Below are 25,700 nucleotides of genomic sequence, written 5' to 3'. Positions count from 1 at the left end.
GATAGTTTGCGCTGACCTCGACACAGCGGAGAAGGGGGCAGGGCGGCGCCGGCGGACCCGATGGGCCGGGCCCGCCCGGTGGCGGCCGGAGATCACTCCTCGCGCAGCGGGACCGACACGTACGACGGGTCGGACGCCGGCGAGGAGAAGGTCAGCCGCGCGCCGGACGGGTTGTGCTCGATGTACAGCGGGTCGACGGTGTCGACGACCAGGGCGAGCCGGTGCCCGGCCGGGACGTCGTAGGCGGTGGAGAACAGCTCCAGGTCCACGGCGAACGGCCGGCCCGGCGTCTTGCCGTGGAAGGTGTACGGCGCGTTGCTCACCAGCTTGCCGATGCCCAGCGGGCCCACGTCGTAGAGGTACGCGACCAGGGTCCCGCTGGAGTCGGTGCTGGTGACGGTGGTGTGCAGCTTCGCCGTTCCCCGCACCCGCTGCGCGGAGCCGTACCGCTCGGACTGCCACACGGCGGCGAAGGGCCGGGGGAGGAGGGGGATGGAGGCGGTGGGCGGGAGCTTCAGGAACTGGTCGAGGATGCTGGAGAGCATCACGATGCCGCCGTTGGCGCCCGAGTCGACGTTGGCGTACACCTTCTTCGTCCCGCCCAGCGCGATCTTGCGTTCGGCCGCGCCGACCGACTTCCAGTCGGGATACCCCTCGTAGCCGCCGGCGGTCCGTGGGGCGAGCTGGACCGGCTGCTCGCGGTCGATGCCGTTGTCGACGCCCTTGAGGTGGTGGTCGAACCAGCGGTGGGCGCTGGTCCAGGTGTCGTTGGGCAGGCCGAGCAGACCGGTCGCCTCGGCGGTGGCGTGGTCGCCGGGCCGCAGCTCCAGGCGCTTGGGGCCGGTCAGCTTCTCGTAGAAGGAGGCGTACTGGTTGGGGGGGAAAATGGTGTCGCCCCAGGCGTTGCCCAGCATGACCGCCGTGCCGTTGGCGTTGATCCGGTCGAGCTGGAAGGCGGGGGAGCGCTTGGCGCCCCACGCGATCATCTCCTCCTCCTTGTCGAGGTTGGAGGCGAGGAAGTCCTTGAGGGTCTGCTGGAGTTCGGGGCTCGGCCGCCCGGTGAGGTAGCCGGTGCCGCCCAGCATCGCCGCCGCCTGGAGGTGCTGTGTACGGCCGCTGTAGATCGATTCGATCAGGTCGGCCCAGCCGCTCATCGCCACGACCGCCTTGACGCGCGGGTCGTGGGCGGCGGCGAGCAGGCTGATGCCGGCGCCGTAGCTGACGCCGGCCATGCCGATCCGCTCGGGGTCGGCGGGGGTGTGGGCCAGTGCCCAGTCGATGACCTTGGAGGCGTCGGCGACGTCCGGCGGACCGGCGACCTCGACGTTCCCGCCCGACTGCCAGAAGCCACGGGAGTTGTAGCTGACGACGACGTAGCCGGCGTCGGCGAGCTTCCTGGCCTGGGCGGCGTATTCGATCTGCGGCATCGACCAACTGGTGGGCAGCACGATCACCGGGTACCGCCGGGTCCCGTCGGCGTCCGCTGGGGTGACGACGTTGGCCTTCAGTACGGTGCCGCCGTCGCCGAGGATGTCGACGAACCGGATCCCGCCGGTCGTCCCGGTGGCGCCGGCCACCGTGGCGCCGCCCGTCGTGGCGCCCGTCGCCGTCGTGGCGCCGGACTCTCCGGCCGCGGCGGCGGGGGCGAACCCCAGGGCCGTCCCGGCCAGCAGGGCGGCCGAAACGGCGCCGGTCGTCGTCGTACGCAGGAATGCGCGCTGCTTGCCCACGGTTCGTTCCCCCGTCGCGGTGATCGCTTGAATGGTCAACCGAAGGAAAACACAGGGGACTTACCGGAGGTAACCCATGGGTAAGTTACGCGCCGGTAACGATTGTGGGTCGCGTGGTCGTGGGACGAGATGTCAGCGGAGCGCGCTCTTCGCCTGCCATTCCGCCCACGACAGGTTCCACTCGCCGTAGCCGTTGTTGAGCGCCTGGGTGCCCTTGGCGTCGCCCCCGGTGACCTCGAACGGGTCGCCCACCTGCACCTGCTCGTACACCCAGCGCGCGTCCGGGGTGTCCATGCCCAGGCAGCCGGAGCTCTTGTTGGCGCTGCCCATGTAACGGGCGTTCCAGGGCGCGGCGTGCGCGTACATCCCGGACCAGGTCAGGCGCATCGAATAGTCGACCATCTTGTCGTACGCGTCGCCCAGGCCCACGGTCTCGGAGCGCATGTTGATCGTGCCCTCCTTGGACATCAGCACCGTCTTCCCGCGCCAGGAGGCCTTGTCGCCGCCCGGGGTGCCGCCCGACATCGGGATGTCCCTGATCTCCCGGCCGTCGCGCAGCAGCGTCAGCCGGTGCGTGTCGAGGTCGGCCTTGACCACCTGGTTCTTCCCTATCGTCATGGTGGTCGTGTAGTCGCGGACGAACCAGCCGCCCGCCTCCCCCGAGTCGACGCCGTTCAGCTCCGCCCGGAGGGTCACCTTGGTGCCGGGCTTCCAGTACGCGCGGGGCCGCCAGTCGACCCGGTCCTTGCCGGACCAGTCCTCCATCCAGCCCCATGAGCCGGCCGTGTTGTCCGACGTGGTCACCTTGAGGTGCTTCTCCACCTCGGCCTTGTTCTTCACCGGGTGGTCGAAGACCACCGACAGCGGGTGCGCGATGCCGACCGTGCTGTTCTTGCCGGGCGCCAGCGTCAGCTTGTTCACCTTGGCGGGCGCGGCCGTCGCGAACTCCGCCTTCGCGCTGCCGCCCTCCGCGTCCCGCGCCTCCACCGTGTACCCGGTGCCGGGCGCGGCCGCGCGGGCAGAGGTCCAGGTCCGCCCGTCGGCGGAGACCGAGCCGCTGAGCGTGGCCCCCTTCGAGTCGGTGACGGTGACCTGCTGGAGCCGGCCCTCGGCGAGGGTCACCTTCACCGGCTCGCCCGCCCTGGCCTGCTTGCCGGACAGGTTCACCGAGATCCGGGTCTCCGGCCGGGCGTCCTTGCCGTCGGCCTCCGCCGTCCCGGAGCCGCCCGAGCACGCGGTCAGGGCGGCCGCGGCGAGGACCGCGGTGCCGGACAGGGCGGCGGTGCGGAAGGGGCTGCGCGGGCGTGTGCGGGTCACCTGGAAAACCTCCGATGCGATTGCTCGTCCCCTGCTGAGAGGGTGATCGGAGGCCGCGGGTTGCCCGGAGGGTGCCGGAAATTTCCCCTCGTGCCGTATTGCGCGCCGCCCGGCCCGCTCCCGCGCTTAATCGCTCGACACCCCCGTGCGGGTGCTGGACACTTCCCGCGATGACACCACGAACCGATACGCCTCCCGCGTGGGACGAGCGTACGCAGCTGGCCACCTTCCTCGACTACGCCCGTGCCACGGCGCTCGCCAAGTGCGAGGGCGTCCGTGCCGAGGACGCCCGCAAGGCTCCGCTCCCCGGCTCACCGCTGATGACGCTGTGCGGGCTGATCAGCCACCTCCGCTGGGTGGAGCACCACTGGATCCAGGTGGTGTTCCTCGGCGAGGAGCCCGAGGGGCCGCTCACGGAGGCCACGGACGACGACCCGGACCCCGAGATGCGGACAGCGGTCGACGTCCCGCTGCCCACGCTGCTGGCCGAGTACGAGGAGCAGAGCGCCCGCTACCGCCGCCTCGTGGCCGAACACGACCTGGACGCGACGGCCCGGCGCTCCATCCGCGACGGCCGCCACCCGAACCTCCGCTGGATCCTCCTCCACCTCATCGAGGAGACCTCCCGCCACAACGGCCACCTCGACGTCCTCCGGGAACTCCTCGACGGCCGCACGGGCGTCTGACCCCCGGCCCCGCCCCCGCCCCCGCCCGTTCGGCCCCGGACGGCCGGCCGGTCGGTCGGCCGCCCGCGCCCGCCGCTAACCGCGCCGCCGCTCACCGGCGTCCGGCAGCGGTGCCGTTGCCGACGCGGGCGTGGCCGTGGGCGTGGGCGCCGACCGCGCCGCCCGGGTCACGTCGGCGACCAGCTCGACGACGTCGGGACCGTACGCCTCGGAATTGACGACCTTCAGCAGCAGGACGAAGGCGCCGTCGGTCCCGTACTTCCGGGCCAGCTTCTCCTGGTGGCGGACCAGGTAGCGGCTGGCCGCCTGGTTGGTGATCGCGCGCTGGCCGCAGAAGAGGAACACCGGCCGGGCGCCCTCCCCGGCGGTGAGCCGGGCCACGATGGCGTACTCCGTCGTCCCCCCGTCCACCGGGTACAGGTCCGGGCCGATCCTGAACGCGCCGCGCTCGGGGCTCGGCTCCACGTCCACGTTGACGTGCACACCGGGGAGCAGGGTCGCCAGGTGCGCGGCCATGCGTCTGTTCGAGGCCGGCCCCCCGAGGCAGAATTCGGTGCGCTCGCCGAAGCCCTGCTGCGCCACGTCGTGCGGGACGATCCGCGCGTGCGCGCCGCAGTCCTTGATGAGGGCCGACAGCTCCAGCAGCGCGAACACGTCGAAGCGGCGCACGGCGCCGTCGCTGCCCGAGTCGCGGTTGACCACCAGCAGGCACTCGGCGTTCCCCGGCAGCCCGTAGAAGGCCTGCTTACGGCGGAGTTTGCGGCGCCACAGCGCGGTGCGGGCGATCCAGCCGAGCGACGCGCTGACCCCGGTGGCGATGACGCCGAGCAGGATGTTGAGCAGGTCTTCATACATGGGCGCGCATGGTAGCGGGGGAGCGAAACGTCGTTCGAGGCGGTCCTGGCGACGGGCTGTCCGCGAAGTTAGGCTGCCCGGACGGTCGTTGACTGGAGGTACGGATGCGTCGGTCCCACGTACGTAACGTCTCGCTCGCCACTGTCGCCGCCACGGTCCTGTCGGTCGGTGCCGCGGCACCGCCGACGGAGAGCACCGCTCCCGTCAAGCAACCCGTGGCGGCCGGTTACGGAGGGGCCGTCTCCAGCGTGGACCCGGACGCCTCCGCCGCCGGCATCGAGGTGCTGCGGCGCGGCGGCAACGCCGTCGACGCGGCGGTCGCCACCGCGGCGGCCCTCGGCGTCACCGAGCCCTACTCGGCGGGCATCGGCGGCGGTGGCTACTTCGTCCACTACGACGCCAGGACCCGCACCGTGCGGACCATCGACGGCCGCGAGACGGCCCCGCTGTCCGCCGACGCCTCGCTCTTCGTGGAGAACGGCAAGCCCATCCCCTTCGACGAGGCCATGACCAGCGGACGGTCCGTCGGCACCCCGGGCACGCCCGCGACATGGGAGGCCGCGCTCGACGCCTGGGGCAGCAAGTCGCTGCGGGAACTGCTCAAGCCCGCCGAACGGCTGGCGCGCGACGGGTTCACCGTCGACGCCACTTTCCGCGCGCAGACCCAGGCCAACGAGGCCCGGTTCCGGGACTTCCCCGCCTCCTCGGAGCTGTTCCTGCCGGGCGGCCGGCTGCCCGCCGTCGGCTCCGTCTTCAAGAACCCCGACCTCGCGCGGACGTACGAGAAGCTCGGCCGCCAGGGCTCCGGGGCGCTGTACCGGGGCGAGCTGGCCCGTGCCATCGTCCGCACCGTTCAGGAGCCGCCCGTCCGGCAGGGCGCCACCCGCAAGGTCCGCCCCGGTGACCTGACGGAGCGTGACCTCGCCCGGTACGACACGGTGCGGCGCAAGCCCACCAAGCTCTCCTACCGCGGCCTGGACGTGTACGGCATGGCGCCCTCCTCGTCGGGCGGCACGACCGTGGGCGAGGCGCTCAACATCCTCGAACGCACCGACCTGTCGTCCCTCACCGAGGCCCAGTACCTGCACCGGTTCATCGAGGCCAGCCGCATCGCCTTCGCCGACCGGGGCCGCTGGGTCGGCGACCCCGCCTTCGAGGACGTCCCCGTCAAGGGGCTGCTCTCCCAGCGGTTCGCCGATTCGCGCGCCTGCCTGGTCCGCGACGACGCGGCGCTCACCAGCCCGCTCGCCCCCGGCGACCCCCGCCACCCCGAGCCGTGCGCCACGGGCGGGACGGCGGCGCCGACGACGTACGAGGGGGAGAACACCACGCACCTGACGGTGGCCGACAAGTGGGGCAACGTCGTCGCGTACACCCTGACCATCGAGTCCACCGGCGGCAGCGGCATCACCGTGCCCGGGCGCGGCTTCCTGCTCAACAACGAGCTGACCGACTTCTCCTTCGCCCCGGCGAACCCGGCCGTCCACGACCCGAACCTCCCCGGTCCCGGCAAGCGGCCCCGCTCCTCCATGTCGCCCACCATCGTCCTCGACGACCACGCCCGGCCCGTGCTGGCCCTCGGCTCCCCGGGCGGCGCGACCATCATCACCACCGTCCTCCAGACCCTGACGGGCGTCCTGGACCGTGACCTCCCGCTCGTCGAGGCCATCGCCGCCCCGCGCGCCAGCCAGCGCAACCAGCCGACCACGGAACTCGAACCGGCGCTCTACGCCGGCCCGGTGCGCGCCCGGCTGGAGGCCCTGGGCCACGCCTTCCGCGAGAACCCCGAGATCGGCGCCGCCACCGGCGTCCAGCGCCTCCCCGACGGCCGGTGGCTCGCCGCCGCCGAGAAGACCCGCCGCGGCGGCGGCTCGGCCATGGTCGTCCACCCGGCCGGCCGCCCGTAGGGGGTGATCCGGCCGATCCTGCCGGGCTCTCGACGCCCGGCACCGCGCCTCGCCGCGATCGCCGACGTGGCCGCGGCGAGGTGCGGGCGCCGACGGCCGAGTGCCGTGATCCGGCGCCGATGAGCAGGCCGGGTGCCGGGCGCCCCGCTCGCGGAGGTGGGCGGGGAGCAAGCCATCGCGCCGAGCGAGGCGTACGGTCCGGTTCCGCCGGCCCGCGCCCCGGACCACCGGTCCGCGGTGTCCCGGACCACCGGCCCCCACGCCCCGGAGCACCGCGTGCGTCTCGTCGGCTCATGGTCGTCTTGCCGGAGCGGTGAGGGACCCGTTGGATGGAAGGAGAGCCCACCGGGCCGTCGGCGGGCGGGAGGAGCGGTGGTCATGGACGTGGTACTGCGGCCCGGACGGCCGGGCGACGCCGAGGAGTGCGGCAGGATCTGCTTCGAGGCCTTCGACGGCATCGCCCGCGCGCACGGTTTCGCGTCCGACATGCCGGGCGCCCGACCGGCCACCGACATGTTCCGTACGGTGCTCGGCCACCCCGGCTTCTACACCGTCGTCGCCGAGTCCGGCGGCCGGATCGTCGGCAGCAACTGCCTCGACGAACGGTCCCCCGTGGCCGGCGTCGGGCCGATCACCGTGGACCCGGTCGTCCAGGACGGGGGCATCGGGCGCCTGCTGATGCTGGACGTCCTGCGGCGCGCGGCCGAGCGCCGGGCGCCGGGCATCCGGCTGTTGCAGAGCGGCTACCACTGCCGCTCGTTCGCGCTGTACGCCGGGCTCGGGTTCGTGTTCCGCGAGACGGTGGCCTGCCTCCAGGGCCCGCCGATCGGCGGGGTGGTGCCCGGCTACGAGGTGCGCGCGGCCACCGAGGCGGACCTGGCGGCCTGCGACGACCTGTGCCGCCGCGTCCACGGCGTCGACCGGGGCGGTGAACTGGCCGACGCCGTCACGGCGGGCACGGCACGGGTGACCGAGCACGGCGGCCGGATCACCGGGTACGCCACGGACCTGTCGTTCTTCGCCCACGCGGTCGGCGAGACCACCGAGGACGTCCGGGCGCTCATCGCGGCCGCGCCCTCCTTCGGCGGTCCCGGCATCCTCGTACCGGCGCGGGACAGCGCCCTGTTGCAGTGGTGCCTCGGCAAGGGACTGAAGGTCCAGCAGCTCATGAGCCTGATGACCGTCGGCCTCTACAACGAGCCGGCCGGGGCCTACCTGCCGTCCATCCTCTACTGACGGCCCGCGCCCACGCCGTACGACGGGCTCACAGGGCCGTCAGCACGCGCGGGCCCCCGTCCGTACACCGCGGCCCCCGCCCTCCGGGCGGACGCCGATACTTTCCGGACACTCCCTAGCGGCCGCCGGGCGGGGCCATCGCCTCCTCCAGCAGGGCCCGCGCCTACGCCTCCGCCGCGTCGTAGCGGTCCGGGTGTCCGGAGCGCTGCACCTCCTCCGCCGTGCCGCCCGCGGTGAGGTGGGGCGCGCGCCGCTCGACGTCGACCGCCCGCCGGAAGAACCGCTCCGCCGCGTACGGCACGCGCATGATCTGCTCGGGGGTTCCCCAGCCCTGGCTGGGGCGCTGCTGGAACACGCCCAGCGAGTCCTTGTCGCCGCAGTCCAGGTTGTTCATGTGCGACTCGACCCAGCCGGCCTCGAAGGCGGCCGGCATGACCTTCTCCGATACGCCGAGGTCGCGGCCCACGGCGTACACCGTCCTGGTGACCTCGGGGTCCCGGTCGGGAGGGATGCGGCACGGTGGTGTCATGCCCGCGGGGTGCCCGCCCGGAGCCGTCCGGGAACCGGCCCGTCGTGAAGTGGACAGCGCCCGGCGACGCCCCGGCCTCTTCGCCGGACCCGCTGTGGCGCGGCGCGCCGGTCCCGTAGGCTCGCGGCCGTGATGCCCGAGGGGTTGCGGCACGGCCGCTACGTCAGCCTGACCACCTTCCGCAAGGACGGGACGCCGGTCGCCACACCGGTCTGGTACGCGGTGGACGGGGGTGAACTGTACGTCTGGACCCGCGAGGACTCCTGGAAGGTCAAACGGCTGCGCCGGAACAGCCGGGTCGTCGTCACCCCCTGCGACGTGCGCGGCCGGGTGGCGGACGGCGCGGCGGGCGCCGAGGGCACGGCGCGGCTGCTGGACGACGTCAAAGGCGTGCGCAGGCTGCTGGCCCGCAAGTACGGCGTGCAGTTCTGGCTCGTCGACCTGCCGGCCGCGCTGGTGCGGCGGGGCAGGCGGCCGCACGTCGGGATAGCGGTGCGGTTCCCGGACGAAAGTCCCCGGTAATCCGCTGTCCGGTCCGGGCCGCTTCCCTGCCCGGTGTGGACCACTCGGGTACGAAACATGATCGACTCCGGCGGTTGCTGGCGGCGGTCTTGCCCAGGGGTGTGACGAGGCTTACGTTCGCTTTCTACGCACCTCGTCTACGTGCGTAGAGGCTCTGACGCCGTGCCGAAGGAGCAGCTCATGTCCCACATCGTGCGCGCCGCCCTCGTCCAGGCGACCTGGACGGGCGACACCGAATCCATGATCGCCAAGCATGAGGAGCACGCCCGCGAGGCGGCCCGGCAGGGCGCCCAGGTCATCGGCTTCCAAGAGGTGTTCAACGCCCCCTACTTCTGCCAGGTGCAGGACCCCGAGCACCACCGCTGGGCCGAACCCGTCCCCGACGGCCCGACCGTCCGGCGGATGCGGGACCTCGCGCGCGAGACCGGCATGGTGATCGTCGTCCCGGTGTTCGAGGTCGACGGCCCCGGCTTCTACTACAACACCGCCGCCGTGATCGACGCCGACGGCTCCTACCTCGGCAAGTACCGCAAGCACCACATCCCCCAGGTCAGGGGCTTCTGGGAGAAGTACTACTTCAGGCCGGGCAACCTCGGCTGGCCGGTCTTCGACACCGCCGTCGGCCGCGTCGGCGTCTACATCTGCTACGACCGCCACTTCCCCGAGGGATGGCGCCAACTCGGCCTCAACGGCGCCCAGCTCGTGTACAACCCCTCGGCGACCCACCGCGGCCTGTCCTCCCACCTCTGGCAGCTCGAACAGCCCGCCGCCGCGGTCGCCAACCTCTACTACGTCGCCGCGATCAACCGCGTCGGACAGGAGGAGTACGGCGACAACGACTTCTACGGCACCAGCTACTTCGTGGACCCCCGCGGGCAGTTCGTCGGTGACGTGGCCTCCGACAAGCAGGAGGAACTGCTCGTCCGCGACCTCGACTTCCGGCTCATCGACGACGTCCGGCAGACCTGGGCCTTCTACCGCGACCGCCGCCCCGACGCGTACGAGGGACTGATGAAGCCATGACCCACGACCTCCACGCGGCCGACCTGCTCGCCCGCCACCGGGCCGTCATCCCCGACTGGGTCTCCCTCTACTACCAGGACCCCATCGAGATCACCCACGGCGAGGGACGGTACGTCTGGGACGCCACCGGCAAGCGCTACCTCGACTTCTTCGGCGGCATCCTCACCACCATGACCGCCCACGCCCTCCCCGAGGTCACCAAGGCGGTCACCGAACAGGCCGGGCGGATCATCCACTCCTCCACCCTCTACCTCAACCGCCCCATGGTGGAGCTCGCCGAGCGCATCGCGCGCCTCTCCGGCATCCCCGACGCCCGGGTCTTCTTCACCACCTCCGGTACGGAGGCGAACGACACCGCCCTGCTGCTGGCCACGGCCCACCGCCGCACCAACCAGATCCTGGCGATGCGCAACAGCTACCACGGCCGGTCCTTCTCCACCGTCTCCATCACCGGGAACCGCGCCTGGACCCCGACCACCCTCTCCCCGCTCCAGACGCTGTACGTCCACGGTGGCGTCCGCTCCCGGGGCCCCTACGCCCACCTGTCCGACGCCCGGTTCATCGAGGCGTGCGTCGCCGACCTGGAGGACCTGCTCGGGCACACCGGGGACGTCGCCGCGCTGATCGCCGAACCCATCCAGGGCGTCGGCGGCTTCACCTCCCCGCCCGACGGGCTGTACGCGGCCTTCCGCGAGGTCCTCGCACCCCGGGGCATCCTGTGGATCACCGACGAGGTGCAGACCGGCTGGGGCCGCACCGGCGAGCACTTCTGGGGCTGGCAGGCGCACGCCGCGAGCGGCCCGCCCGACGTGCTCACCTTCGCCAAGGGCATCGGCAACGGCATGTCCGTCGGCGGGGTCGTCGCCCGGGCCGAGGTCATGAACTGCCTGGACGCCAACTCCATCTCCACCTTCGGCGGTTCACCCGTCACCATGGCCGCCGGCCTCGCCAACCTGTCGTACCTCCTGGAACACGACCTCCAGGGCAACGCCCGGCGCGTCGGCGGACTGCTCGCCGAGCGGCTCCGCGCCATCGGGGCGGGCCTCGACCACGTGCGCGAGGTCCGCGGCCGGGGCCTGATGCTCGGCATCGAACTGGTGCGGCCCGGCTCCGACGAGGCCGACCCGCGGGCGGCCGCGGCCGTCCTGGAGGCCGCCCGTGACGGTGGACTGCTCATCGGCAAGGGCGGCGGCCACAACACCAGCGCCCTCCGGATCGCCCCGCCCCTCTCCCTGACCGTCGCCGAGGCCGAGGAAGGCGCCGCGATCCTCGAACGGGCCCTGCGCTCCATCTAGGACTTGGCCGAAGGGGGCCGAACCACCATGACCAGCACGCGCACCCTCATTCGCGGCGGCCTCGTCATCACCGCCACCGACGAGACCCACGCCGACGTCCTCATCGAGGACGGCCGCATCGCCGCCCTCGCCGCCCACGGCTCCGGCATCAGCGAGTCCTGGACGGCCGGGCGGACCATCGACGCCACCGGCAAGTACGTCATCCCGGGCGGCGTCGACGCCCACACCCACATGGAACTGCCCTTCGGGGGGACCTTCGCCTCCGACGACTTCGAGAGCGGCACCCGCGCCGCCGCGTGGGGCGGCACCACCACCATCGTCGACTTCGCCGTCCAGTCGATGGGGCACGCGCTGCGCGACGGACTGGACGCCTGGCACGCCAAGGCCGACGGCAAGTGCGCCGTCGACTACGGCTTCCACATGATCCTCTCCGACGTGAACGAAGCCTCCCTCAAGGAGATGGACCTGCTGGTCGAGGAGGGCGTCACCTCCTTCAAGCTGTTCATGGCCTACCCCGGCGTGTTCTACAGCGACGACGGCCGGATCCTCCGTGCGATGCAGCGCGCCTCCGTCAACGGCGGACTGGTCATGATGCACGCGGAGAACGGCATCGCGATCGACGTCCTCGTCGAACAGGCGCTCGCCCGCGGCGAGACCGACCCCCGCCACCACGGCGAGGTGCGCAAGGTGCTGCTGGAGGCGGAGGCCACGCACCGCGCCGTCCAGCTCGCCCGGGTCGCCGGCGGCACTCCGCTGTACGTGGTGCACGTCTCCGCCGAGGAGGCCGTGGCCGAGATCGCCGCCGCCCGGGACAAGGGCCTCGACGTGTTCGGCGAGACCTGCCCCCAGTACCTCTTCCTGTCCACCGACAACCTCGCCGAGCCGGGCTTCGAGGGAGCCAAGTACGTGTGCAGCACACCGCTGCGGCCGCGCGAGCACCAGGCGGCGCTCTGGCGCGGCCTGCGCACCAACGACCTCCAGGTGGTCTCCACCGACCACTGCCCCTTCTGCTACAGCGGGCAGAAGGAGCTGGGCCGCGGCGACTTCTCCAAGATCCCCAACGGCCTGCCCGGCGTGGAGAACCGCATGGACCTGCTCCACCAGGCGGTCGTCGACGGACACATCAGCCGCCGCCGCTGGATCGAGATCGCCTGCACGGCCCCGGCCCGGATGTTCGGGCTCCACCCCAAGAAGGGCACCCTCGCGCCGGGCGCCGACGCCGACGTCGTCGTCTACGACCCGCACACCGTGCAGACCATCTCCGCGGCCACCCACCACATGAACGTCGACTACTCCGCGTACGAGGGGAAGACCGTCACCGGGCGGGTCGAGACCGTCCTGTCGCGCGGCCAGGTCGTGATCGACCGCGGCACCTACACCGGCCGGGCCGGTCACGGCGTCTACACCCCCCGCTCCACCTGCCAGTACCTGAACTAGGAGCCCGTCATGGACTTCGGACTCGTCCTCCAGACCGACCCACCGGGCTCCGCCGTGGTCGGTCTGATGCGGCGGGCGGAACGCAACGGCTTCCGCTACGGCTGGACCTTCGACTCCGCCGTGCTGTGGCAGGAACCCTTCGTCATCTACAGCCGGATCCTGGAGCACACCAGCAAGCTGACCGTCGGCCCCATGGTCACCAACCCCGGCACCAGGACCTGGGAGGTCACCGCCTCCACCTTCGCCACCCTCAACGACATGTACGGCAACCGGACCGTGTGCGGCATCGGACGCGGCGACTCCGCGATGCGCGTCGCCGGCCGCAAGCCCAACACCCTCGCCCGGCTCGGCGAGGCCATCGACGTCATCCGGGACCTCGCGGAGGGGCGCGAGGCGGTCGTCGACGGACAGCCGCTGCGCATCCCCTGGGTGCGCGACGGGAAACTGCCCGTCTGGATGGCGGCGTACGGGCCGAAGGCCCTGGCGCTCGCCGGGCGGAAGGCGGACGGCTTCATCCTCCAGCTCGCCGACCCGTTCCTGACCGAGTGGATGGTCAAGGCGGTGCGCAGGGCGGCCGAGGAGGCGGGCCGCGACCCGGCCTCGCTGACCGTCTGCGTGGCCGCGCCCGCCTACGTCGGGGACGACCTGGAGCACGCGCGCGACCAGTGCCGCTGGTTCGGCGGCATGGTCGGCAACCACGTGGCCGACCTGGTCGGCCGCTACGGCGAGCACTCCGGCCTGGTGCCCGAGGCCCTCACCTCGTACATCAAGACCCGCGAGGGCTACGACTACAGCCACCACGGCCGCGCCGGGAACCCGTCCACCGCGTTCGTGCCCGACGAGATCGTCGACCGCTTCTGCTTGCTGGGCCCGCCGGCCGCCCACATCGCCAAGCTGGAGGCGCTGCGCGACCTGGGCGTCGACCAGTTCGCGCTCTACGACATGCACGACGCCAAGGAGGCGACGATCGACGCGTACGGCGCCGAGATCATTCCCGCGCTGAACTCCTAGGGACGAATCCTCGCGGGGCGTGCGCCCGGGCGGCGGCGCCGGACGGAGGGCCGGCGGCCGCCCCCGCACGGTCCCGTCAGCGGTTGATCGTGTCGCGCACCTTCGCGTAGACCGTCGCGTCGGTCAGCAGTCCGTTGTGGCTCAGGCACGAGGTCTGGGTGTTGGTGGCCCCGGACAGGGCGACACTGCTGTCCGGGTTGATGATCGTGTCGCAGGGCGACCACCAGGTCGCGTAGCGCGGCGCCCCCGGGGTCTCGTCACCGGAGTTGAGGGCGGTCAGGAAGGCGGAACCGGCGCGCATCTCGTAACAGGAGGTGTCGAAGCAGTCGTTCGCCCAGTCCGTGCCGTGGTTGGGGCCGCCGAGCGACACCCAGGCGTCGATCCTCGCGTCGCCGCCGAGGTTCTTGGCGTAGTGGCGCGAGGACAGCCCGCCCATCGAGTGCGTGACGACGTCGACCTTCGACGCCCCGGTCGCGGCCAGCAGCCGGTCCACCTCGGCGGAGAGCCGCTCGGCGGTGGTGGCGTTGGACTGCCGCGAGTCGTACGCCCACTGGTCGAGGTGCGAGGCCGGCCATCCGTCGGCCCGGAACCGGCCCGCCATGGTGTCCCAGTTGGCGGCGCTGCCGTTGTAGCCGTGCACGAACAGGACCGGGTGGCTGCCCGCGCCGAAGCCCGGGGCCGCCGCGGCCGGGTCGGCGGCGCCGGCGGGGGACAGGACCTGCGGGGACAGCAGGAGGGCGGCCATGACGGCCACGGTCAGGTGTCTTCTCACGATGATGACCTCACGAGTCGTGCGGAGCGGAGGGGACGAACGGCGCGGCAACGCCGGAGGGGGGCTCGGGAGCGTCGTGTCGCTCGTCCCGGATCGCGGGAGGGCACGAGGAAGCGGCCGGCGGACCGGGAGACCGCGGGCACGGGAGGAACGCGGCACCGGTACCGGATGAGGGTGCGAGGAGGTTACTGCCTGGTAGACGGCGAAGGGCAAGAGGTGTGCGCGAAAAAAGCGGAAGGCGGCCCGCCACCGGCGGCCCGCCCCTGTCAGCGGCCCCGGCGGGGCACCCGGGTCACGGGACCCGTGCGGTCCACTCCGGGGAGCCGAACTTCGTCCGGGCCAGCTCACGCGCGCGGGCCATCTCGTCGTCCGTGACCGCGCCCTCGGACAGCCCGTACCGCTCGCGGAACGAGCCGATCATCTTCTCGATCACCGTCGTGCGCGGCAGCCCCGTCTGGCGGCGCAGCGGGTCGACCCGCTTCCTGGCGCTCTTCGTCCCCTTGTCCGAGAGCTTCTCCCGGCCGATGCGCAGGACGTCCGTCATCTTGTCGGCGTCGATGTCGTACGCCATGGTCACGTGGTGCAGGACGGCCCCCGCCCCGCCCACCACCCGCTTCTGCGCCGCCCCGGCGATCTTGCCCGCCTCGGTGGCGATGTCGTTGAGCGGCTGGTACCAGGCCTTGATGCCCATGTCGCCCAGCGCCCCCAGCACCCAGTCGTCCAGATAGGCGTAGCTGTCGGTGAACGACAGGCCCTGGACCAGTGCTTCCGGCACGGACAGCGAGTACGTGATGGTGTTGCCGGGCTCGATGAACATGGCCCCGCCGCCGCTGATCCGGCGCACCACGGTGATGCCGTGCCGCTCGGCGGCCTCCGGGTCCACCTCGTTGCCCAGCGACTGGAAGCTGCCGATCACCACCGCCGGCGCGCCCCACTCCCACACCCGCAACGTCGGCGGCCGGCGCCCGGCGGCCACCTCACCGGTGAGCACCTCGTCGAGCGCCATGTGCAGGGCGGGCGGCTGGGGCCCGTCGTGGACGAGCTGCCAGTCGTAGTCGGTCCAGTCGGTGGCGTGCGCCAGGGCACGCCGTACGGCGACCCCGATCCCCTCGGTGGTGAGGCCGAACATCTGCGTCCCGGGCGGCAGCGCCGCGTCGATCCTGGCCGCCAGCCCCGACGCGTCGGTGTCCGCCGGCGCGCCCTCCAGGGCACGGTCGATGGCGACCAGGGCCTCGTCGGGCTCCAGGAAGAAGTCCCCGCCGACCCGCACCCGCCGCAGCACCCCGTCCTCCGCGTCGAGGTCCACCACCACGAGCTTGCCGCCCGGAACCTTGTACTCACCGTGCACGTCCGCCGCCTCCCGTCCCCGAACCGACCGTCATGTCAGCCTATGCCCGGATCACGGCGGGAGGAGCCGGAGGGGCGGGAGGAGCCGGAGGGTGGCCGGGGCGGCCGGTGACGGTGCCCCGGCCACCGCTCCTCCGTCAGACCGCGACGCCGTCCGGTGCGCCGAGCATCGCCGACGCCGCCTGGACCGGGCTGAGGGCGGCGGCCGGGGCGGCCGTGGCCGTGGTGCAGGTGAAGCCCAGGCGGGTGAGCGCCCGGGTCACCTCGGCGGCGGTGAAGTCACGGCGGTCCTGCCGCGTGATGACCTCGCCGACCTGCTTGACCGGGTAGTGACGGCGCCCGATGAGCACGGACCCGCCGGTGATGGGCTCGGGCTTCACGCCCTTCATCGACTGCTGCACCTGGTGCTTGTCGAGGTCGAACGGGAAACGGGCGATGACGCAGCGCATGGGGCCTCGGCTGGGTAGGAGGGGGCGGGACGGGACGGGCGGGACGCCGGTCAGGCGGCGGTGCCGTTGCGCACCGGGCGGCGGCGTGCCCGGCCCGGGCGGCCACGGCGGCCGGAGGGCGCACCGCCGGTCCTGGTCCGCTCGCCGACGGGCGCCGTGATGGTGACGGGGACGCCCGTGGGCGCCTGGGCCCCGGTGATGCGGCTCAGCTCGGCCTCGCCGGAGCGCACGGTGGTGGTCCGCGGGGTGATCCCGGCGTCGGCCATCAGCCGGGTCACGGTACGCCGCTGGTTGGGCAGCACCAGGGTCACCACGCTGCCGGACTCGCCCGCGCGGGCGGTGCGGCCGCCCCGGTGCAGGTAGTCCTTGTGGTCGGTCGGCGGGTCGACGTTCACGACCAGGTCGAGATTGTCGACGTGGATGCCGCGCGCCGCGACGTTGGTCGCCACCAGCACCGTGACGTGCCCGGTCTTGAAGTGCTCCAGGGTGCGGGTGCGCTGGGGCTGGGTCTTGCCGCCGTGCAGGGCGGACGCGCGCACTCCGCTGGCCAGCAGGTCCTTGGTGAGCCGGTCCACGGCGTGCTTGGTGTCGAGGAACATGATCACCCGGCCGTCGCGGGCGGCGATCTCCGTCACGGTGGCGTGCTTGTCGGCGCCGTGCACGTGCAGGACGTGGTGCTCCATCGTGGTGACCGCCCCGGCGGAGGGGTCGACGGAGTGGACCACCGGGTCGTGCAGGTAGCGGCGGACGAGCAGGTCGACGTTGCGGTCCAGGGTGGCGGAGAACAGCATCCGCTGGCCGCCGGACTGCACCTGGTCCAGCAGCGCGGTGACCTGCGGCATGAAGCCCATGTCGGTCATCTGGTCGGCCTCGTCCAGGACGGTGGTGACGACGTCGTCCAGCCGGCAGGCGTCCCGGTCGATGAGGTCCTTGAGCCGGCCGGGCGTGGCGACGACGACCTCGGCGCCGGAGCGCAGCGCCCCCGCCTGGCGGCCGATCGGCAGGCCGCCGACCACCGTGGTCAGGCGCAGGCGCAGCGAGCGGGCGTACGGGGTGAGCGCGTCGGACACCTGCTGGGCCAGTTCCCGGGTGGGTACGAGGACGAGGGCCAGCGGCCGACGGGGCTCGGCACGCCGCCCGGCGGTGCGGGCCAGGAGCGCGAGACCGAAGGCCAGGGTCTTCCCGGAGCCGGTGCGGCCACGGCCCAGGACGTCCCGGCCGGCCAGCGAGTTCGGCAGGGTCGCCGCCTGGATCGGGAAGGGCACGGTCATGCCCTCGGCCGCGAGCGCCGCGAGCAGGGGCGCCGGCAGGTCCATCCCGGCGAAGGCCTCCACCGGCGGGAGGGCCGGGGTCAGGGTGACGGGCAGGGCGAACTCGCCCCGAGGTGCCGCGGGACGACCGTGGCCGCGGACGCGGCCGGGAGCGGCGGACCGCTTCGGCGCGCCGGAGCGGAAGGCGTTGCCCCCCGAGGGGGCGGAGCCGGCGGTGCGGCTGCGGGAGTAGCGGTCGTTCGAGCGGGACGTGCGGTTCATGCGGAACCTTCCTCGATGCGGCACGTATCGAGGAAAATTCCCGGGCCGCGGCCCGGAGAGAATCGCAAGATCGAGCCGTAGGGAAATGCGGACCGGGCGGGCCGTGAATTCGGCGCGGCCGGTGCGGGACGCGGCGGGCCGTGCGTCCGGCATCGGCCGGCGCGGCGCGCGTCGTGGTCGAAATCGTGGAACCGTGCGGCAGAGCCGTACGGAAAACCAACGAGCCGGGGCCCGCACCCCAAGGTGCGGGCCCCAGCTACGTGATGGTGCGCTGCGTCTGCGACGTCAGGCCGAGACGATGTTCTCGGCGGTCGGGCCCTTCTGGCCCTGCGCGATGTCGAAGGACACCTTCTGGCCTTCCTGGAGCTCACGGAAGCCGGAAGAGGCGATGTTCGAGTAGTGGGCGAAGACGTCGGGGCCGCCGCCGTCCTGCTCGATGAAACCGAAGCCCTTTTCCGCGTTGAACCACTTCACGGTGCCAGTAGCCATGTCATATCTCCTTCGGGGCAGTGCCCTGGGGCCCGCACTGTGCGGACCCCGAGTCGCCGCGATGATCGCCCCGTCCGGAAAAAAGTACCGGAAATACAAAAGTGCTCCCGCCGACGTTGGATCCGGCGAGGGCACTTGAAGTCTTTGGGAACCACAACTGCAACTGAAATCGACAGTAGCACGGAACGGTCAGGTGTGCGCGGATTGTTTGCGGCGCGCGAAATGCCGAGCCGGAAATTCTCCTGTTGCGGGGGCAGGTATTCGCCATCGGCAGGGCGACACCCCGATTCCGCTCCCCGGCGGCCCGCCGGTGCGGCGCCCGGGGAGGGGCGGAGGACTCGCCGGGAAGCTGCTCCTCCGAACGAGGGAAACCTGTCCTCGCCGCTATAGACATTGGCTCATAACGGAGCTAGGGTTCACTCGTACCCAGAAGCACGAGAGAGGAGCAGACGCCATCAGGATCGCCCGGGCGAGGAACGACTCCGCCCGGACTCGCCGGCCCCGGATGGGAAGGTGGTCCCCGGTCACGCAGCAACGATCCCCGCATCCCCCTCCACCCGGTCGGGCGTGCGGAAACCGAAGAACGGCGCCGAGCGCCGGTAGATGGTGTTGAAACCCCTCGGGGCCCTGGTGCCGTACGGCGCCAGGGCCCCTCGACGCGCGTCCGACGAGGGACGCGTCCGGCAAAGGAAGAAGAGGTGCCAGTGACCCGGGAGACCCCGCACCCCACCGCCGACAGGCTCGACGACGACGACTACCCCGCCTTCACCATGGGCCGCGCCGCCGAACTGACCGGCACCACACCCGCGTTCCTCAGGGCCCTCGGCGACGCCCGCCTCATCACCCCGCTGCGGTCCGAGGGCGGCCACCGCCGCTACTCCCGCTACCAGTTGCGCATCGCCGCCCGCGCCCGCGAACTCGTCGACCAGGGCACGCCGATCGACGCCGCCTGCCGCATCATCATCCTCGAGGACCAGCTCCAGGAGGCCCTGCGCCTCAACGAGCAACTGCGCCGCTCGTCGACCGGCTTCGCCCCGTCCGCCGGATCCTGACCGCACCCGGCCCGGCGACCGGCCGCACCCGGCCCGGCGACCGGCCGCACCCGGCCCGGCGACCGGCCGCACCCGGCCCGGCGACCGGCCGCACCCAGCCCGGCCGCACCCGGCCCGGCGAACCGGCCGCACCCGCCCGGGATCCCCACCGCATCCGAACCGTGAGGTGACAGGGCGCATGTCCACCACCCGGCCGACCCTCCGCGGCACCTTCGGCATGGTCTCGTCCACGCACTGGCTGGCCTCCCAGTCGGCCATGGCCGTCCTGGAGGACGGCGGCAACGCCTTCGACGCCGCCGTCGCCGCCGGGTTCGTCCTCCACGTCGTCGAGCCGCACCTCAACGGGCCCGCGGGGGAGGTCCCCGTCCTCCTGGCGCCCGCCGGGGGCCGGGTGCGAGTGCTGTGCGGCCAGGGCCCCGCGCCCGCCGGGGCGACCGTCGCGCACTACCGGGCCCTCGGCCTCGACCTGGTCCCCGGCACCGGCCCGCTGGCCGCCGCCGTGCCGGGCGCGTTCGACGCCTGGATGCTCCTGCTGCGCGACCACGGCACCATGACCCTCGCCCAGGTGCTGCGGTACGCCATCGCGTACGCGGAGGACGGGCACCCGCCCGTGAAGCGGATCGCCGAGACCGTCGGCACCGTACGCGCGCTCTTCGAGGACGAGTGGACCTCCTCCGCCGACGTCTACCTCCCGGACGGCCGGCCCCCGTCCCCCGCGCGGCTGCTGCGCAACCCCGCCCTCGCCCGGACCTGGCGCCGCCTGGTCGACGAGGCGGTCACCGCCGCCGGTGACGACCGGACCGGCCAGATCGAGGAGGCCCGCCGCGTCTGGCGCACCGGCTTCATCGCCGAAGCGCTCGTACGGCAGTCCGGGCGCCCCACCACGGACACCAGCGGCGCCCGCCACACCGGCACCCTCACCGCCGCCGACCTGGCCGGCTGGTCCGCGACCTACGAGGACCCCGTCACGTACGACCACGACGGCTGGACCGTGTGCAAGCCGGGCGGCTGGAGCCAGGGCCCCGTGTTCCTCCAGCAACTCGCCCTGCTGCCCGACCGGTTGCCCGCCCACGGCTCGGCCGACTACGTCCACCTCCTCGTCGAGGGCGGCAAGCTCGCCATGGCGGACCGCGAGGCCTGGTACGGGGACGCCGCCGACGTCCCGCTCGACGCCCTGCTCTCCGGGCCGTACAACGCCGGACGGCGCGCGCTCGTCGGGGACACGGCCTCCCGCGAACTGCGCCCCGGCAGCCCCGGCGGCCGTACGCCGCGCCTGAGCGCCCACGCCCTCGCCGTCGCCGCCCGGAGCAGGAGCAGGAGCGGGAGCGGGCACGGGCCGGGAGCGGCGGGGGAGCCGTACGCCCCCGGGGCCGGTGAACCGACGGTCGCCACCGACGGGTCCACCCGGGGCGACACCTGCCACATCGACGTCGTCGACCGGTGGGGCAACATGGTCGCCGCCACGCCCAGCGGCGGCTGGCTCCAGTCCAACCCCGTGGTCCCCGAACTGGGCTTCCCGCTGGGCACCCGGCTCCAGATGGCCTGGCTGGACCCCGGCCTGCCGAACACGCTGACGCCCGGCCGGCGTCCCCGCACCACGCTCAGTCCGTCGCTGGCGCTGCGCGACGGCGTGCCCGTCATGGCCTTCGGCACACCGGGCGGCGACCACCAGGACCAGTGGCAACTGCACTTCTTCCTCGCCGTCACCCATGGCGGACTGGACCTCCAGGAGGCCGTCGACGCCCCGAACTGGCACCACGACGCCTTCCCCGGTTCCTTCCACCCCCGCGGCATGCGGCCCGGCTCCCTCACCGTCGAGTCCCGGACGGACCCGGCCGTCATCGCCGCACTGCGCCGCCGCGGCCATGACGTCACGGTCGCCGGGCCCTGGTCCGAGGGACGGCTGTGCGCGGTGGCCCGCGACCCGCGCACCGGGATCCTCTCGGCGGCGGCCGACCCGCGCGGAGCGCAGGGTTACGCGGTCGGCCGCTGACCCGGCCCCACCGGTTCACCCGGCGGGGGCCGCGCTGTCAGCGGGTCATGCTTAGCTGGACGCATGATCGATGAACTTCTCGACGGTTCCGGGTCCCTGTCCACCACGGCCTCCGCCGCGGTCGAGGAGGCGGTGCGCGCGGCGGCCGCCGCCGAGATCGTGCCGCGCTGGCGGCAGCTCGCCACGCACGAGATCGTCGAGAAGAGCGGACCCCACGATCTCGTCACGGTCGCCGACCGGGCCGCCGAGGCCCACCTCACCGCCTCGCTCACCCGACTGCTCCCCGGTTCCGTGGTGGTCGGCGAGGAGTCCGTCCACGCCGACCCCGCGGTGTACGAGGAGATCAAGGGCGACGCGCCGGTCTGGATCGTCGACCCGGTCGACGGCACCTGGCACTTCGCGCACGGCGACCCCGGCTTCTGCACGCTCGTCGCGCTGGCGCTGCGCGGCGAGGTCCTGGCGTCCTGGACGTTCGCCCCGGCACGGGACGAGATGGCCGTGGCGGTGCGCGGCGGGGGCGCCCGGCTGAACGGCGAGGCGATACGGGCGGGGGCGCCCGCGCCGGGCGCGGCGCTCAAGATCGCCACCTCCCACCCCGACTACACCACCGAGGAGCAGAAGGCCGCGCTCCTGGGCCTGTACACCGAGGGCGTCGAGGCCCGCCCCTGCGGCTCGGCGGGCCTGGAGTACCTGGCCGTGGCCAAGGGCGAGCTGGACGCGGTCGCGTTCTCCTGGGAGTACGCCTGGGACCATGCCGCGGGCCTGCTCCTGGTCGAGGAGGCGGGCGGCGCCCACACCACCCTGGCGGGCGACCCCTTCCGCGTCACCGGGGCCAACGCCCTGCCCTTCACCGCCGCCCGCGACCGGGCCACGGCCGACCGCATCCGGGCCCTGCTGGCCACCCGGTAGACGGTTTTCGGACGGCGGGTGCGGGCGGGTCCGGACATCGCCCCACCCCCCGCCCGGAGCCGCCCACCGGTTCAATATCCTTAAGTGACCTGGCCGTCGGCTGACGAAGGAGTCCGAAGGTGCCGTCGATGTTCGATGCCGTCGTCGTGGGAGCGGGGCCCAACGGACTGACCGCCGCCGCCGAACTGGCCCGCCGCGGCTTCTCCGTGGCGGTGTTCGAGGCACTCGACACGGTCGGTGGCGGGGCCCGGACCGAGGAACTCACCCTGCCCGGCTTCCGGCACGACCCGTGCTCCGCCGTGCACCCGCTGGGCATCGGCTCGCCCGCCTTCAAGGCCATGCCCCTCGACCGGTACGGCCTGGAGTGGCTGCACGCCGAGCTCCCCATGGCGCACCCCTTCGACGACGGCACCGCCGCCGTCCTGTCCCGCTCCGTCGCCGAGACGGCCGCCTCCTTCGGGCCCCGCGACGCCGGCGCGTACCGCCGGCTGGTCGCGCCCTACCTCGGCAAGTGGGACACCCTCGTGCGGGACTTCATGTCGCTGCCGCTGACCGCCCTGCCGCGCGACCCGGTCACGCTCGCCCGCTTCGGCGTAGACGGGCTGCCACCCTCCACCTGGCTGATGCGCCGCTTCCGCGACGACCGGGCCCGCGCCCTGTTCGCCGGACTGGTCGCCCATGTCATCGCCCCGCTCGGCGGACTGGCCACCGGCGCCATCGGCCTCGTCTTCGCGCTCGCCGCCCACGCCGGCGGCTGGCCGCTCCCGCGCGGCGGCTCCCAGGCGATCTCCGACGCCCTGGCCGCGTACGTGAAGGACCTCGGCGGCGTCGTCCACACCTCCTACGAGGTCAAGCGGCTCGACGACCTGCCGCCCGCCCGCGCGTACGTCTTCGACACCTCACCGACCGCCCTCGCCCGCATCGCGGGCTTCGGTTCCCACTACGACGGCTACCGCTACGGCGCCTCCGTCTTCAAGATCGACTACGCGCTGGACGGGCCCGTCCCCTGGACCGCCGAGGCTCCGCGCCGCGCCGGCACCGTCCAGATCGGCCCCAGCAGCCACGAGATCGGCACCGCCCTGAACCAGGTGTACCGCGGCACCCCTCCCCGTACGCCCTTCCTGATCACCGCCCAGCCGAGCCTCGTCGACCCGTCCCGTGCGCCGGAGGGCAAGCACGTCTTCTGGGCCTACGGCCACGTCCCGCACGCCTGGGAGGGGGACCTCACCGAGGCCATGGAGCGCCAGATCGAGCGGTTCGCCCCCGGCTTCCGCGACCTGGTCCTCGCCCGCGCCACGGCCGGCCCGCCGCAACTCGCCTCCCGCAACGCCAACTACGTCGGGGGCGACATCGCCTGCGGCGCCGCCAGCGGCCTCCAACTGCTGCTGCGGCCCCGCCTGTCCCTCTTCCCGTACCACACCCCGCACCCGGCCGTCTTCCTCTGCTCCTCCGCGACCCCGCCCGGCCCCGGCGTCCACGGCATGTCCGGGCACAACGCGGCGAAGGCCGTATGGCGGCACCTGAGGAAGACCCGCCGGTGAACATCACGCTCGTACGCGGAGACATCACCGAGCAGCACGCGGACGCCCTCGTCAACGCCGCCAACTCCTCCCTGCTGGGCGGCGGAGGGGTCGACGGCGCCATCCACCGCAAGGGCGGCCCCGCCATCCTCGCCGCGTGCCGCGAACTCCGCGCCTCCCGGTACGGTCGCGGCCTGCCCACCGGACGGGCCGTCGCCACCACCGCCGGCCGCCTGCACGCCCGATGGGTGATCCACACCGTCGGGCCGGTCCACTCCGAGCAGGAGGACCGCTCCGGGCTGCTCGCCTCCTGCCACCGCGAGTCCCTCCGCGTCGCCGACGAACTGGGCGCCCGCACCGTCGCGTTCCCCGCCATCTCGACGGGCGTCTACGGATGGCCGGTGGAGGACGCCGCCCGCATCGCCGTCGAGGCCGTACGGGCGGCGACCACGTCGGTGGAGGAGGTCCGCTTCGTGCTCTTCGACGAGCGGGCGTACCGGGCCTTCGCCGAACGGCTCGGCTGACGCGGTCCACCGCGACTCCGCCCGCTCGGCCCCGGCCGGAGCGGCGGAACCGGCCGCGGTACTCCGCCGCCTTCCTCCGCGGCAACCGGCCCCCCGGTCGCCGACGCGTGCGCCACCCGGCACCGGAAAGGGGGAGGCCCCGTCGCGACGGGGGAGACACGACGGGGCCCTGATCATCATCTGCCCGGGTTCCGCGGACTCACACCTGCGGAATCAGGACTTCCTTCGGGTGGCCGCACGGGCCCGGCGGGCACCCCCTCCGGGCCGGGCGGCACCCGCGCCGGCCCGGCGCGCGCACCCCCGCCCGCTACCAGGTGACGAGCAGGGCGCTCGGCGTGCTGGCGATCAGCGACGGGACCGGCGGGCCGGGCGGACCGGCCGGCCGGAGGCCCGGGAACCGCTCGAACAACGCGGCCAGCGCGATGCGCAACTGGAGCCGGGCGAGCGGGGCGCCCACGCAGAAGTGCGGCCCCTGCCCGAACCCGAGCTGCCGCGGGCGCTGCCCGCCCGCGCCGAGCGTGAACCGGCCCGGGCCATGCCGCGGGTCGCGGTTGGCCGCCGCGAAGCACAGCAGCAGGGCGTCCCCCGCGCGCAGCGGCCGGCCGCCCAGCTCCACGTCCTCGGTGGGGAACGCGAAGGGCAGGGCGTACACGCTCGAGTCGTGGCGGAGGCCCTCCTCCACGACCTCGTCCCAGCCGGCCCGCCCGTCCAGGACGAGGCGCAGCTCCCCGGGGTGCGCCAGCAGGGCGCCGACCGTGTTGACCAGGGCGCCGGCCGTGGTCTCGAACCCCGCGCCCAGGAACAGCCACAGCATGTCGACGAGTTCGCCGTCCGTCAGGCGCTCGCCGTCCCCGTGGATCAGGTCGGTGACGAGGTCGTCGCCGGGCGCGGCCGACCGGCTCTCCACCAGCTTCCGCAGGTAGGCGTTGATGTCGCGGGTCAGCCGGGCCGACTCCCGCGGACCGAGCGCCGCCCGCGAGAACGCCCGGCCGACGAGTTCCACGACCGCCGGCCGGTCCTCGGCGGGCACCCCGAACAGGTCGGACAGCGTGCGCAGCGGAAGCGGCAGCGCGAAGGCCGGGCGGAGGTCGACCGGCCGGCGCCCGGCCGGCGCCCCGGCACCGGCCGCGTCCTCCATTGCGTCCAGCAGCGCGCCGACGGTCCGCGTGATCGCCGGCGCGAGGCCCTCGACCCGACGGGGGGTGAACGCGGCGGCCACCACCCGCCGCAGCCGCCGGTGGTCGGCGCCGTCGGCGGTCAGCATCCACTTCCGCGTCAGGTGCGCCAGCATCGGCCAGTCCGGCGGCACCTCGCCCTCCCGCAGGGCCCGCCAGTGCGCGGGGGAGCGGGCGAAGCGCCCGTCGGTCAGCACGGTCTCCAGCTCGGCGTGGCCCACGACCGCCCAGCAGGGGACCCCGCCCGGCCACTCCGCCGGCGCGACCGGGCCCCACCTCCGCAACTCCTCCGCCTGGGCCCGCTGGTCCGGGCTGTGAGGGTCGAGCAGCACCCGCTCGGTCATCATGCGTCCCCCTGGAAGGTCCTGGAACCACGACGTGACGTGACCA

23 protein-coding genes are annotated in these 25,700 nt (G+C 73.3%); 13 read left to right on the top strand and 10 right to left on the bottom strand.

The window, feature by feature from the left end:
* Positions 1 to 92: 92 nt before the first annotated feature.
* Together ACZ7LK_RS18520 and ACZ7LK_RS18515 are read right to left on the bottom strand one after the other, a co-directional pair.
* Positions 93 to 1,730: an alpha/beta fold hydrolase gene (locus ACZ7LK_RS18520; protein ID WP_471141910.1), complete on the bottom strand. Its 1,638-nt coding sequence runs from the start codon at positions 1,728 to 1,730 to the stop codon at positions 93 to 95.
* Between the two features lie 132 nt (positions 1,731 to 1,862).
* Positions 1,863 to 3,047, bottom strand: a complete 1,185-nt coding sequence (locus ACZ7LK_RS18515; RefSeq protein ID WP_392274099.1) for a L,D-transpeptidase — start codon at positions 3,045 to 3,047, stop codon at positions 1,863 to 1,865.
* 170 nt (positions 3,048 to 3,217) lie between these two features.
* On the opposite strand from ACZ7LK_RS18515, the gene ACZ7LK_RS18510 reads away from it, so the two are divergent.
* A complete protein-coding gene (locus tag ACZ7LK_RS18510; protein WP_469461499.1) occupies positions 3,218 to 3,733 on the top strand; it encodes a DinB family protein in 516 nt (171 codons plus the stop codon).
* A 75-nt stretch (positions 3,734 to 3,808) separates the two neighbouring features.
* On the opposite strand, the gene ACZ7LK_RS18505 is transcribed toward ACZ7LK_RS18510, so the two are convergent.
* Positions 3,809 to 4,588, bottom strand: a complete 780-nt coding sequence (locus ACZ7LK_RS18505; RefSeq protein ID WP_471141905.1) for a hypothetical protein — start codon at positions 4,586 to 4,588, stop codon at positions 3,809 to 3,811.
* A gap of 104 nt (positions 4,589 to 4,692) precedes the next feature.
* On the opposite strand from ACZ7LK_RS18505, the gene ggt reads away from it, so the two are divergent.
* Positions 4,693 to 6,495 (top strand): gamma-glutamyltransferase, encoded by a 1,803-nt coding sequence (ggt, locus tag ACZ7LK_RS18500; RefSeq protein ID WP_392274096.1) that lies wholly within the window; start codon positions 4,693 to 4,695, stop codon positions 6,493 to 6,495.
* 378 nt (positions 6,496 to 6,873) lie between these two features.
* On the top strand, positions 6,874 to 7,731 hold the full coding sequence (locus ACZ7LK_RS18495) for a GNAT family N-acetyltransferase (RefSeq protein WP_469461502.1): 858 nt from the start codon (positions 6,874 to 6,876) through the stop codon (positions 7,729 to 7,731).
* A gap of 163 nt (positions 7,732 to 7,894) precedes the next feature.
* Here ACZ7LK_RS18495 and ACZ7LK_RS18490 read toward each other — a convergent pair whose 3' ends face one another.
* The gene (locus ACZ7LK_RS18490; RefSeq protein WP_471141901.1) at positions 7,895 to 8,260 is read right to left on the bottom strand and encodes a hypothetical protein; all 366 of its coding nucleotides are present in this window, start codon (positions 8,258 to 8,260) and stop codon (positions 7,895 to 7,897) included.
* Between the two features lie 132 nt (positions 8,261 to 8,392).
* Between ACZ7LK_RS18490 and ACZ7LK_RS18485 the strand changes: the two genes are divergently transcribed.
* The 5 genes from ACZ7LK_RS18485 (at position 8,393) to ACZ7LK_RS18465 (ending at position 13,548) form a co-directional block, all read left to right on the top strand.
* Positions 8,393 to 8,782, top strand: a complete 390-nt coding sequence (locus tag ACZ7LK_RS18485) for a PPOX class F420-dependent oxidoreductase (protein ID WP_471142230.1) — start codon at positions 8,393 to 8,395, stop codon at positions 8,780 to 8,782.
* A gap of 180 nt (positions 8,783 to 8,962) precedes the next feature.
* Positions 8,963 to 9,805 carry a nitrilase-related carbon-nitrogen hydrolase gene (locus ACZ7LK_RS18480; RefSeq protein WP_392274093.1) on the top strand — a complete coding sequence of 281 codons (843 nt, stop codon included), beginning with the start codon at positions 8,963 to 8,965 and terminating at the stop codon, positions 9,803 to 9,805.
* The gene (locus tag ACZ7LK_RS18475; RefSeq protein WP_469461506.1) at positions 9,802 to 11,100 is read left to right on the top strand and encodes an aspartate aminotransferase family protein; all 1,299 of its coding nucleotides are present in this window, start codon (positions 9,802 to 9,804) and stop codon (positions 11,098 to 11,100) included. Before ACZ7LK_RS18480 ends, ACZ7LK_RS18475 begins: the two co-directional genes overlap by 4 nt.
* Before the next feature lie 27 nt (positions 11,101 to 11,127).
* On the top strand, positions 11,128 to 12,537 hold the full coding sequence (gene hydA / locus ACZ7LK_RS18470) for a dihydropyrimidinase (protein WP_392274091.1): 1,410 nt from the start codon (positions 11,128 to 11,130) through the stop codon (positions 12,535 to 12,537).
* A 9-nt stretch (positions 12,538 to 12,546) separates the two neighbouring features.
* On the top strand, positions 12,547 to 13,548 hold the full coding sequence (locus tag ACZ7LK_RS18465) for a TIGR03842 family LLM class F420-dependent oxidoreductase (RefSeq protein WP_471141897.1): 1,002 nt from the start codon (positions 12,547 to 12,549) through the stop codon (positions 13,546 to 13,548).
* Between the two features lie 76 nt (positions 13,549 to 13,624).
* Here ACZ7LK_RS18465 and ACZ7LK_RS18460 read toward each other — a convergent pair whose 3' ends face one another.
* The 5 genes from ACZ7LK_RS18460 to ACZ7LK_RS18440 form a co-directional block, all read right to left on the bottom strand.
* Positions 13,625 to 14,293 (bottom strand): esterase/lipase family protein, encoded by a 669-nt coding sequence (locus ACZ7LK_RS18460; protein ID WP_471142227.1) that lies wholly within the window; start codon positions 14,291 to 14,293, stop codon positions 13,625 to 13,627.
* Between the two features lie 319 nt (positions 14,294 to 14,612).
* Positions 14,613 to 15,668, bottom strand: a complete 1,056-nt coding sequence (locus ACZ7LK_RS18455; RefSeq protein ID WP_392274088.1) for a lipoate--protein ligase family protein — start codon at positions 15,666 to 15,668, stop codon at positions 14,613 to 14,615.
* A 136-nt stretch (positions 15,669 to 15,804) separates the two neighbouring features.
* Positions 15,805 to 16,116, bottom strand: a complete 312-nt coding sequence (locus tag ACZ7LK_RS18450) for an SCO5918 family protein (protein ID WP_392274087.1) — start codon at positions 16,114 to 16,116, stop codon at positions 15,805 to 15,807.
* Positions 16,117 to 16,166: 50 nt separating this feature from the next.
* The gene (locus ACZ7LK_RS18445) at positions 16,167 to 17,648 is read right to left on the bottom strand and encodes a DEAD/DEAH box helicase (protein WP_392274086.1); all 1,482 of its coding nucleotides are present in this window, start codon (positions 17,646 to 17,648) and stop codon (positions 16,167 to 16,169) included.
* Between the two features lie 285 nt (positions 17,649 to 17,933).
* Positions 17,934 to 18,137 carry a cold-shock protein gene (locus ACZ7LK_RS18440; RefSeq protein ID WP_385391974.1) on the bottom strand — a complete coding sequence of 68 codons (204 nt, stop codon included), beginning with the start codon at positions 18,135 to 18,137 and terminating at the stop codon, positions 17,934 to 17,936.
* A gap of 698 nt (positions 18,138 to 18,835) precedes the next feature.
* Here ACZ7LK_RS18440 and ACZ7LK_RS18435 point away from each other — a divergent pair.
* From ACZ7LK_RS18435 to ACZ7LK_RS18415, 5 genes are all read left to right on the top strand, one after another.
* Positions 18,836 to 19,189, top strand: coding sequence for a helix-turn-helix domain-containing protein (locus ACZ7LK_RS18435; protein WP_471141891.1), 354 nt, complete (start codon positions 18,836 to 18,838; stop codon positions 19,187 to 19,189).
* 178 nt (positions 19,190 to 19,367) lie between these two features.
* The gene (locus ACZ7LK_RS18430; RefSeq protein WP_469461510.1) at positions 19,368 to 21,182 is read left to right on the top strand and encodes a gamma-glutamyltransferase family protein; all 1,815 of its coding nucleotides are present in this window, start codon (positions 19,368 to 19,370) and stop codon (positions 21,180 to 21,182) included.
* A 63-nt stretch (positions 21,183 to 21,245) separates the two neighbouring features.
* Complete coding sequence (locus ACZ7LK_RS18425; RefSeq protein ID WP_471141888.1) at positions 21,246 to 22,091, top strand: inositol monophosphatase family protein; 846 nt, start codon at positions 21,246 to 21,248, stop codon at positions 22,089 to 22,091.
* Positions 22,092 to 22,210: 119 nt separating this feature from the next.
* Positions 22,211 to 23,632: a phytoene desaturase family protein gene (locus tag ACZ7LK_RS18420; RefSeq protein ID WP_469461514.1), complete on the top strand. Its 1,422-nt coding sequence runs from the start codon at positions 22,211 to 22,213 to the stop codon at positions 23,630 to 23,632.
* A complete protein-coding gene (locus ACZ7LK_RS18415; protein WP_392274081.1) occupies positions 23,629 to 24,135 on the top strand; it encodes an O-acetyl-ADP-ribose deacetylase in 507 nt (168 codons plus the stop codon). The genes ACZ7LK_RS18420 and ACZ7LK_RS18415 overlap by 4 nt, the downstream gene beginning before the upstream one ends.
* A gap of 307 nt (positions 24,136 to 24,442) precedes the next feature.
* On the opposite strand, the gene ACZ7LK_RS18410 is transcribed toward ACZ7LK_RS18415, so the two are convergent.
* The gene (locus ACZ7LK_RS18410) at positions 24,443 to 25,657 is read right to left on the bottom strand and encodes a cytochrome P450 (RefSeq protein WP_471141884.1); all 1,215 of its coding nucleotides are present in this window, start codon (positions 25,655 to 25,657) and stop codon (positions 24,443 to 24,445) included.
* Between the last annotated feature and the right edge of the window lie 43 nt (positions 25,658 to 25,700).

Source organism: Streptomyces sp. NPDC039423 (genome assembly GCF_055598725.1).
This window is presented reverse-complemented; position numbering and strand designations above follow the sequence as displayed.

What these genes read in the sequence shown, in the direction of transcription:
- ACZ7LK_RS18510 (WP_469461499.1), top strand. Translation starts at nt 3,218, where the DNA reads ATGACACCACGAACCGATACGCCTCCCGCGTGGGACGAGCGTACGCAG.
- ACZ7LK_RS18505 (WP_471141905.1), bottom strand. Translation starts at nt 4,588, where the DNA reads ATGTATGAAGACCTGCTCAACATCCTGCTCGGCGTCATCGCCACCGGG.
- ggt (WP_392274096.1), top strand. Translation starts at nt 4,693, where the DNA reads ATGCGTCGGTCCCACGTACGTAACGTCTCGCTCGCCACTGTCGCCGCC.
- ACZ7LK_RS18495 (WP_469461502.1), top strand. Translation starts at nt 6,874, where the DNA reads ATGGACGTGGTACTGCGGCCCGGACGGCCGGGCGACGCCGAGGAGTGC.
- ACZ7LK_RS18490 (WP_471141901.1), bottom strand. Translation starts at nt 8,260, where the DNA reads ATGACACCACCGTGCCGCATCCCTCCCGACCGGGACCCCGAGGTCACC.
- ACZ7LK_RS18485 (WP_471142230.1), top strand. Translation starts at nt 8,393, where the DNA reads ATGCCCGAGGGGTTGCGGCACGGCCGCTACGTCAGCCTGACCACCTTC.
- ACZ7LK_RS18480 (WP_392274093.1), top strand. Translation starts at nt 8,963, where the DNA reads ATGTCCCACATCGTGCGCGCCGCCCTCGTCCAGGCGACCTGGACGGGC.
- ACZ7LK_RS18475 (WP_469461506.1), top strand. Translation starts at nt 9,802, where the DNA reads ATGACCCACGACCTCCACGCGGCCGACCTGCTCGCCCGCCACCGGGCC.
- hydA (WP_392274091.1), top strand. Translation starts at nt 11,128, where the DNA reads ATGACCAGCACGCGCACCCTCATTCGCGGCGGCCTCGTCATCACCGCC.
- ACZ7LK_RS18465 (WP_471141897.1), top strand. Translation starts at nt 12,547, where the DNA reads ATGGACTTCGGACTCGTCCTCCAGACCGACCCACCGGGCTCCGCCGTG.
- ACZ7LK_RS18460 (WP_471142227.1), bottom strand. Translation starts at nt 14,293, where the DNA reads ATGGCCGCCCTCCTGCTGTCCCCGCAGGTCCTGTCCCCCGCCGGCGCC.
- ACZ7LK_RS18450 (WP_392274087.1), bottom strand. Translation starts at nt 16,116, where the DNA reads ATGCGCTGCGTCATCGCCCGTTTCCCGTTCGACCTCGACAAGCACCAG.
- ACZ7LK_RS18445 (WP_392274086.1), bottom strand. Translation starts at nt 17,648, where the DNA reads ATGAACCGCACGTCCCGCTCGAACGACCGCTACTCCCGCAGCCGCACC.
- ACZ7LK_RS18440 (WP_385391974.1), bottom strand. Translation starts at nt 18,137, where the DNA reads ATGGCTACTGGCACCGTGAAGTGGTTCAACGCGGAAAAGGGCTTCGGT.
- ACZ7LK_RS18430 (WP_469461510.1), top strand. Translation starts at nt 19,368, where the DNA reads ATGTCCACCACCCGGCCGACCCTCCGCGGCACCTTCGGCATGGTCTCG.
- ACZ7LK_RS18425 (WP_471141888.1), top strand. Translation starts at nt 21,246, where the DNA reads ATGATCGATGAACTTCTCGACGGTTCCGGGTCCCTGTCCACCACGGCC.
- ACZ7LK_RS18410 (WP_471141884.1), bottom strand. Translation starts at nt 25,657, where the DNA reads ATGATGACCGAGCGGGTGCTGCTCGACCCTCACAGCCCGGACCAGCGG.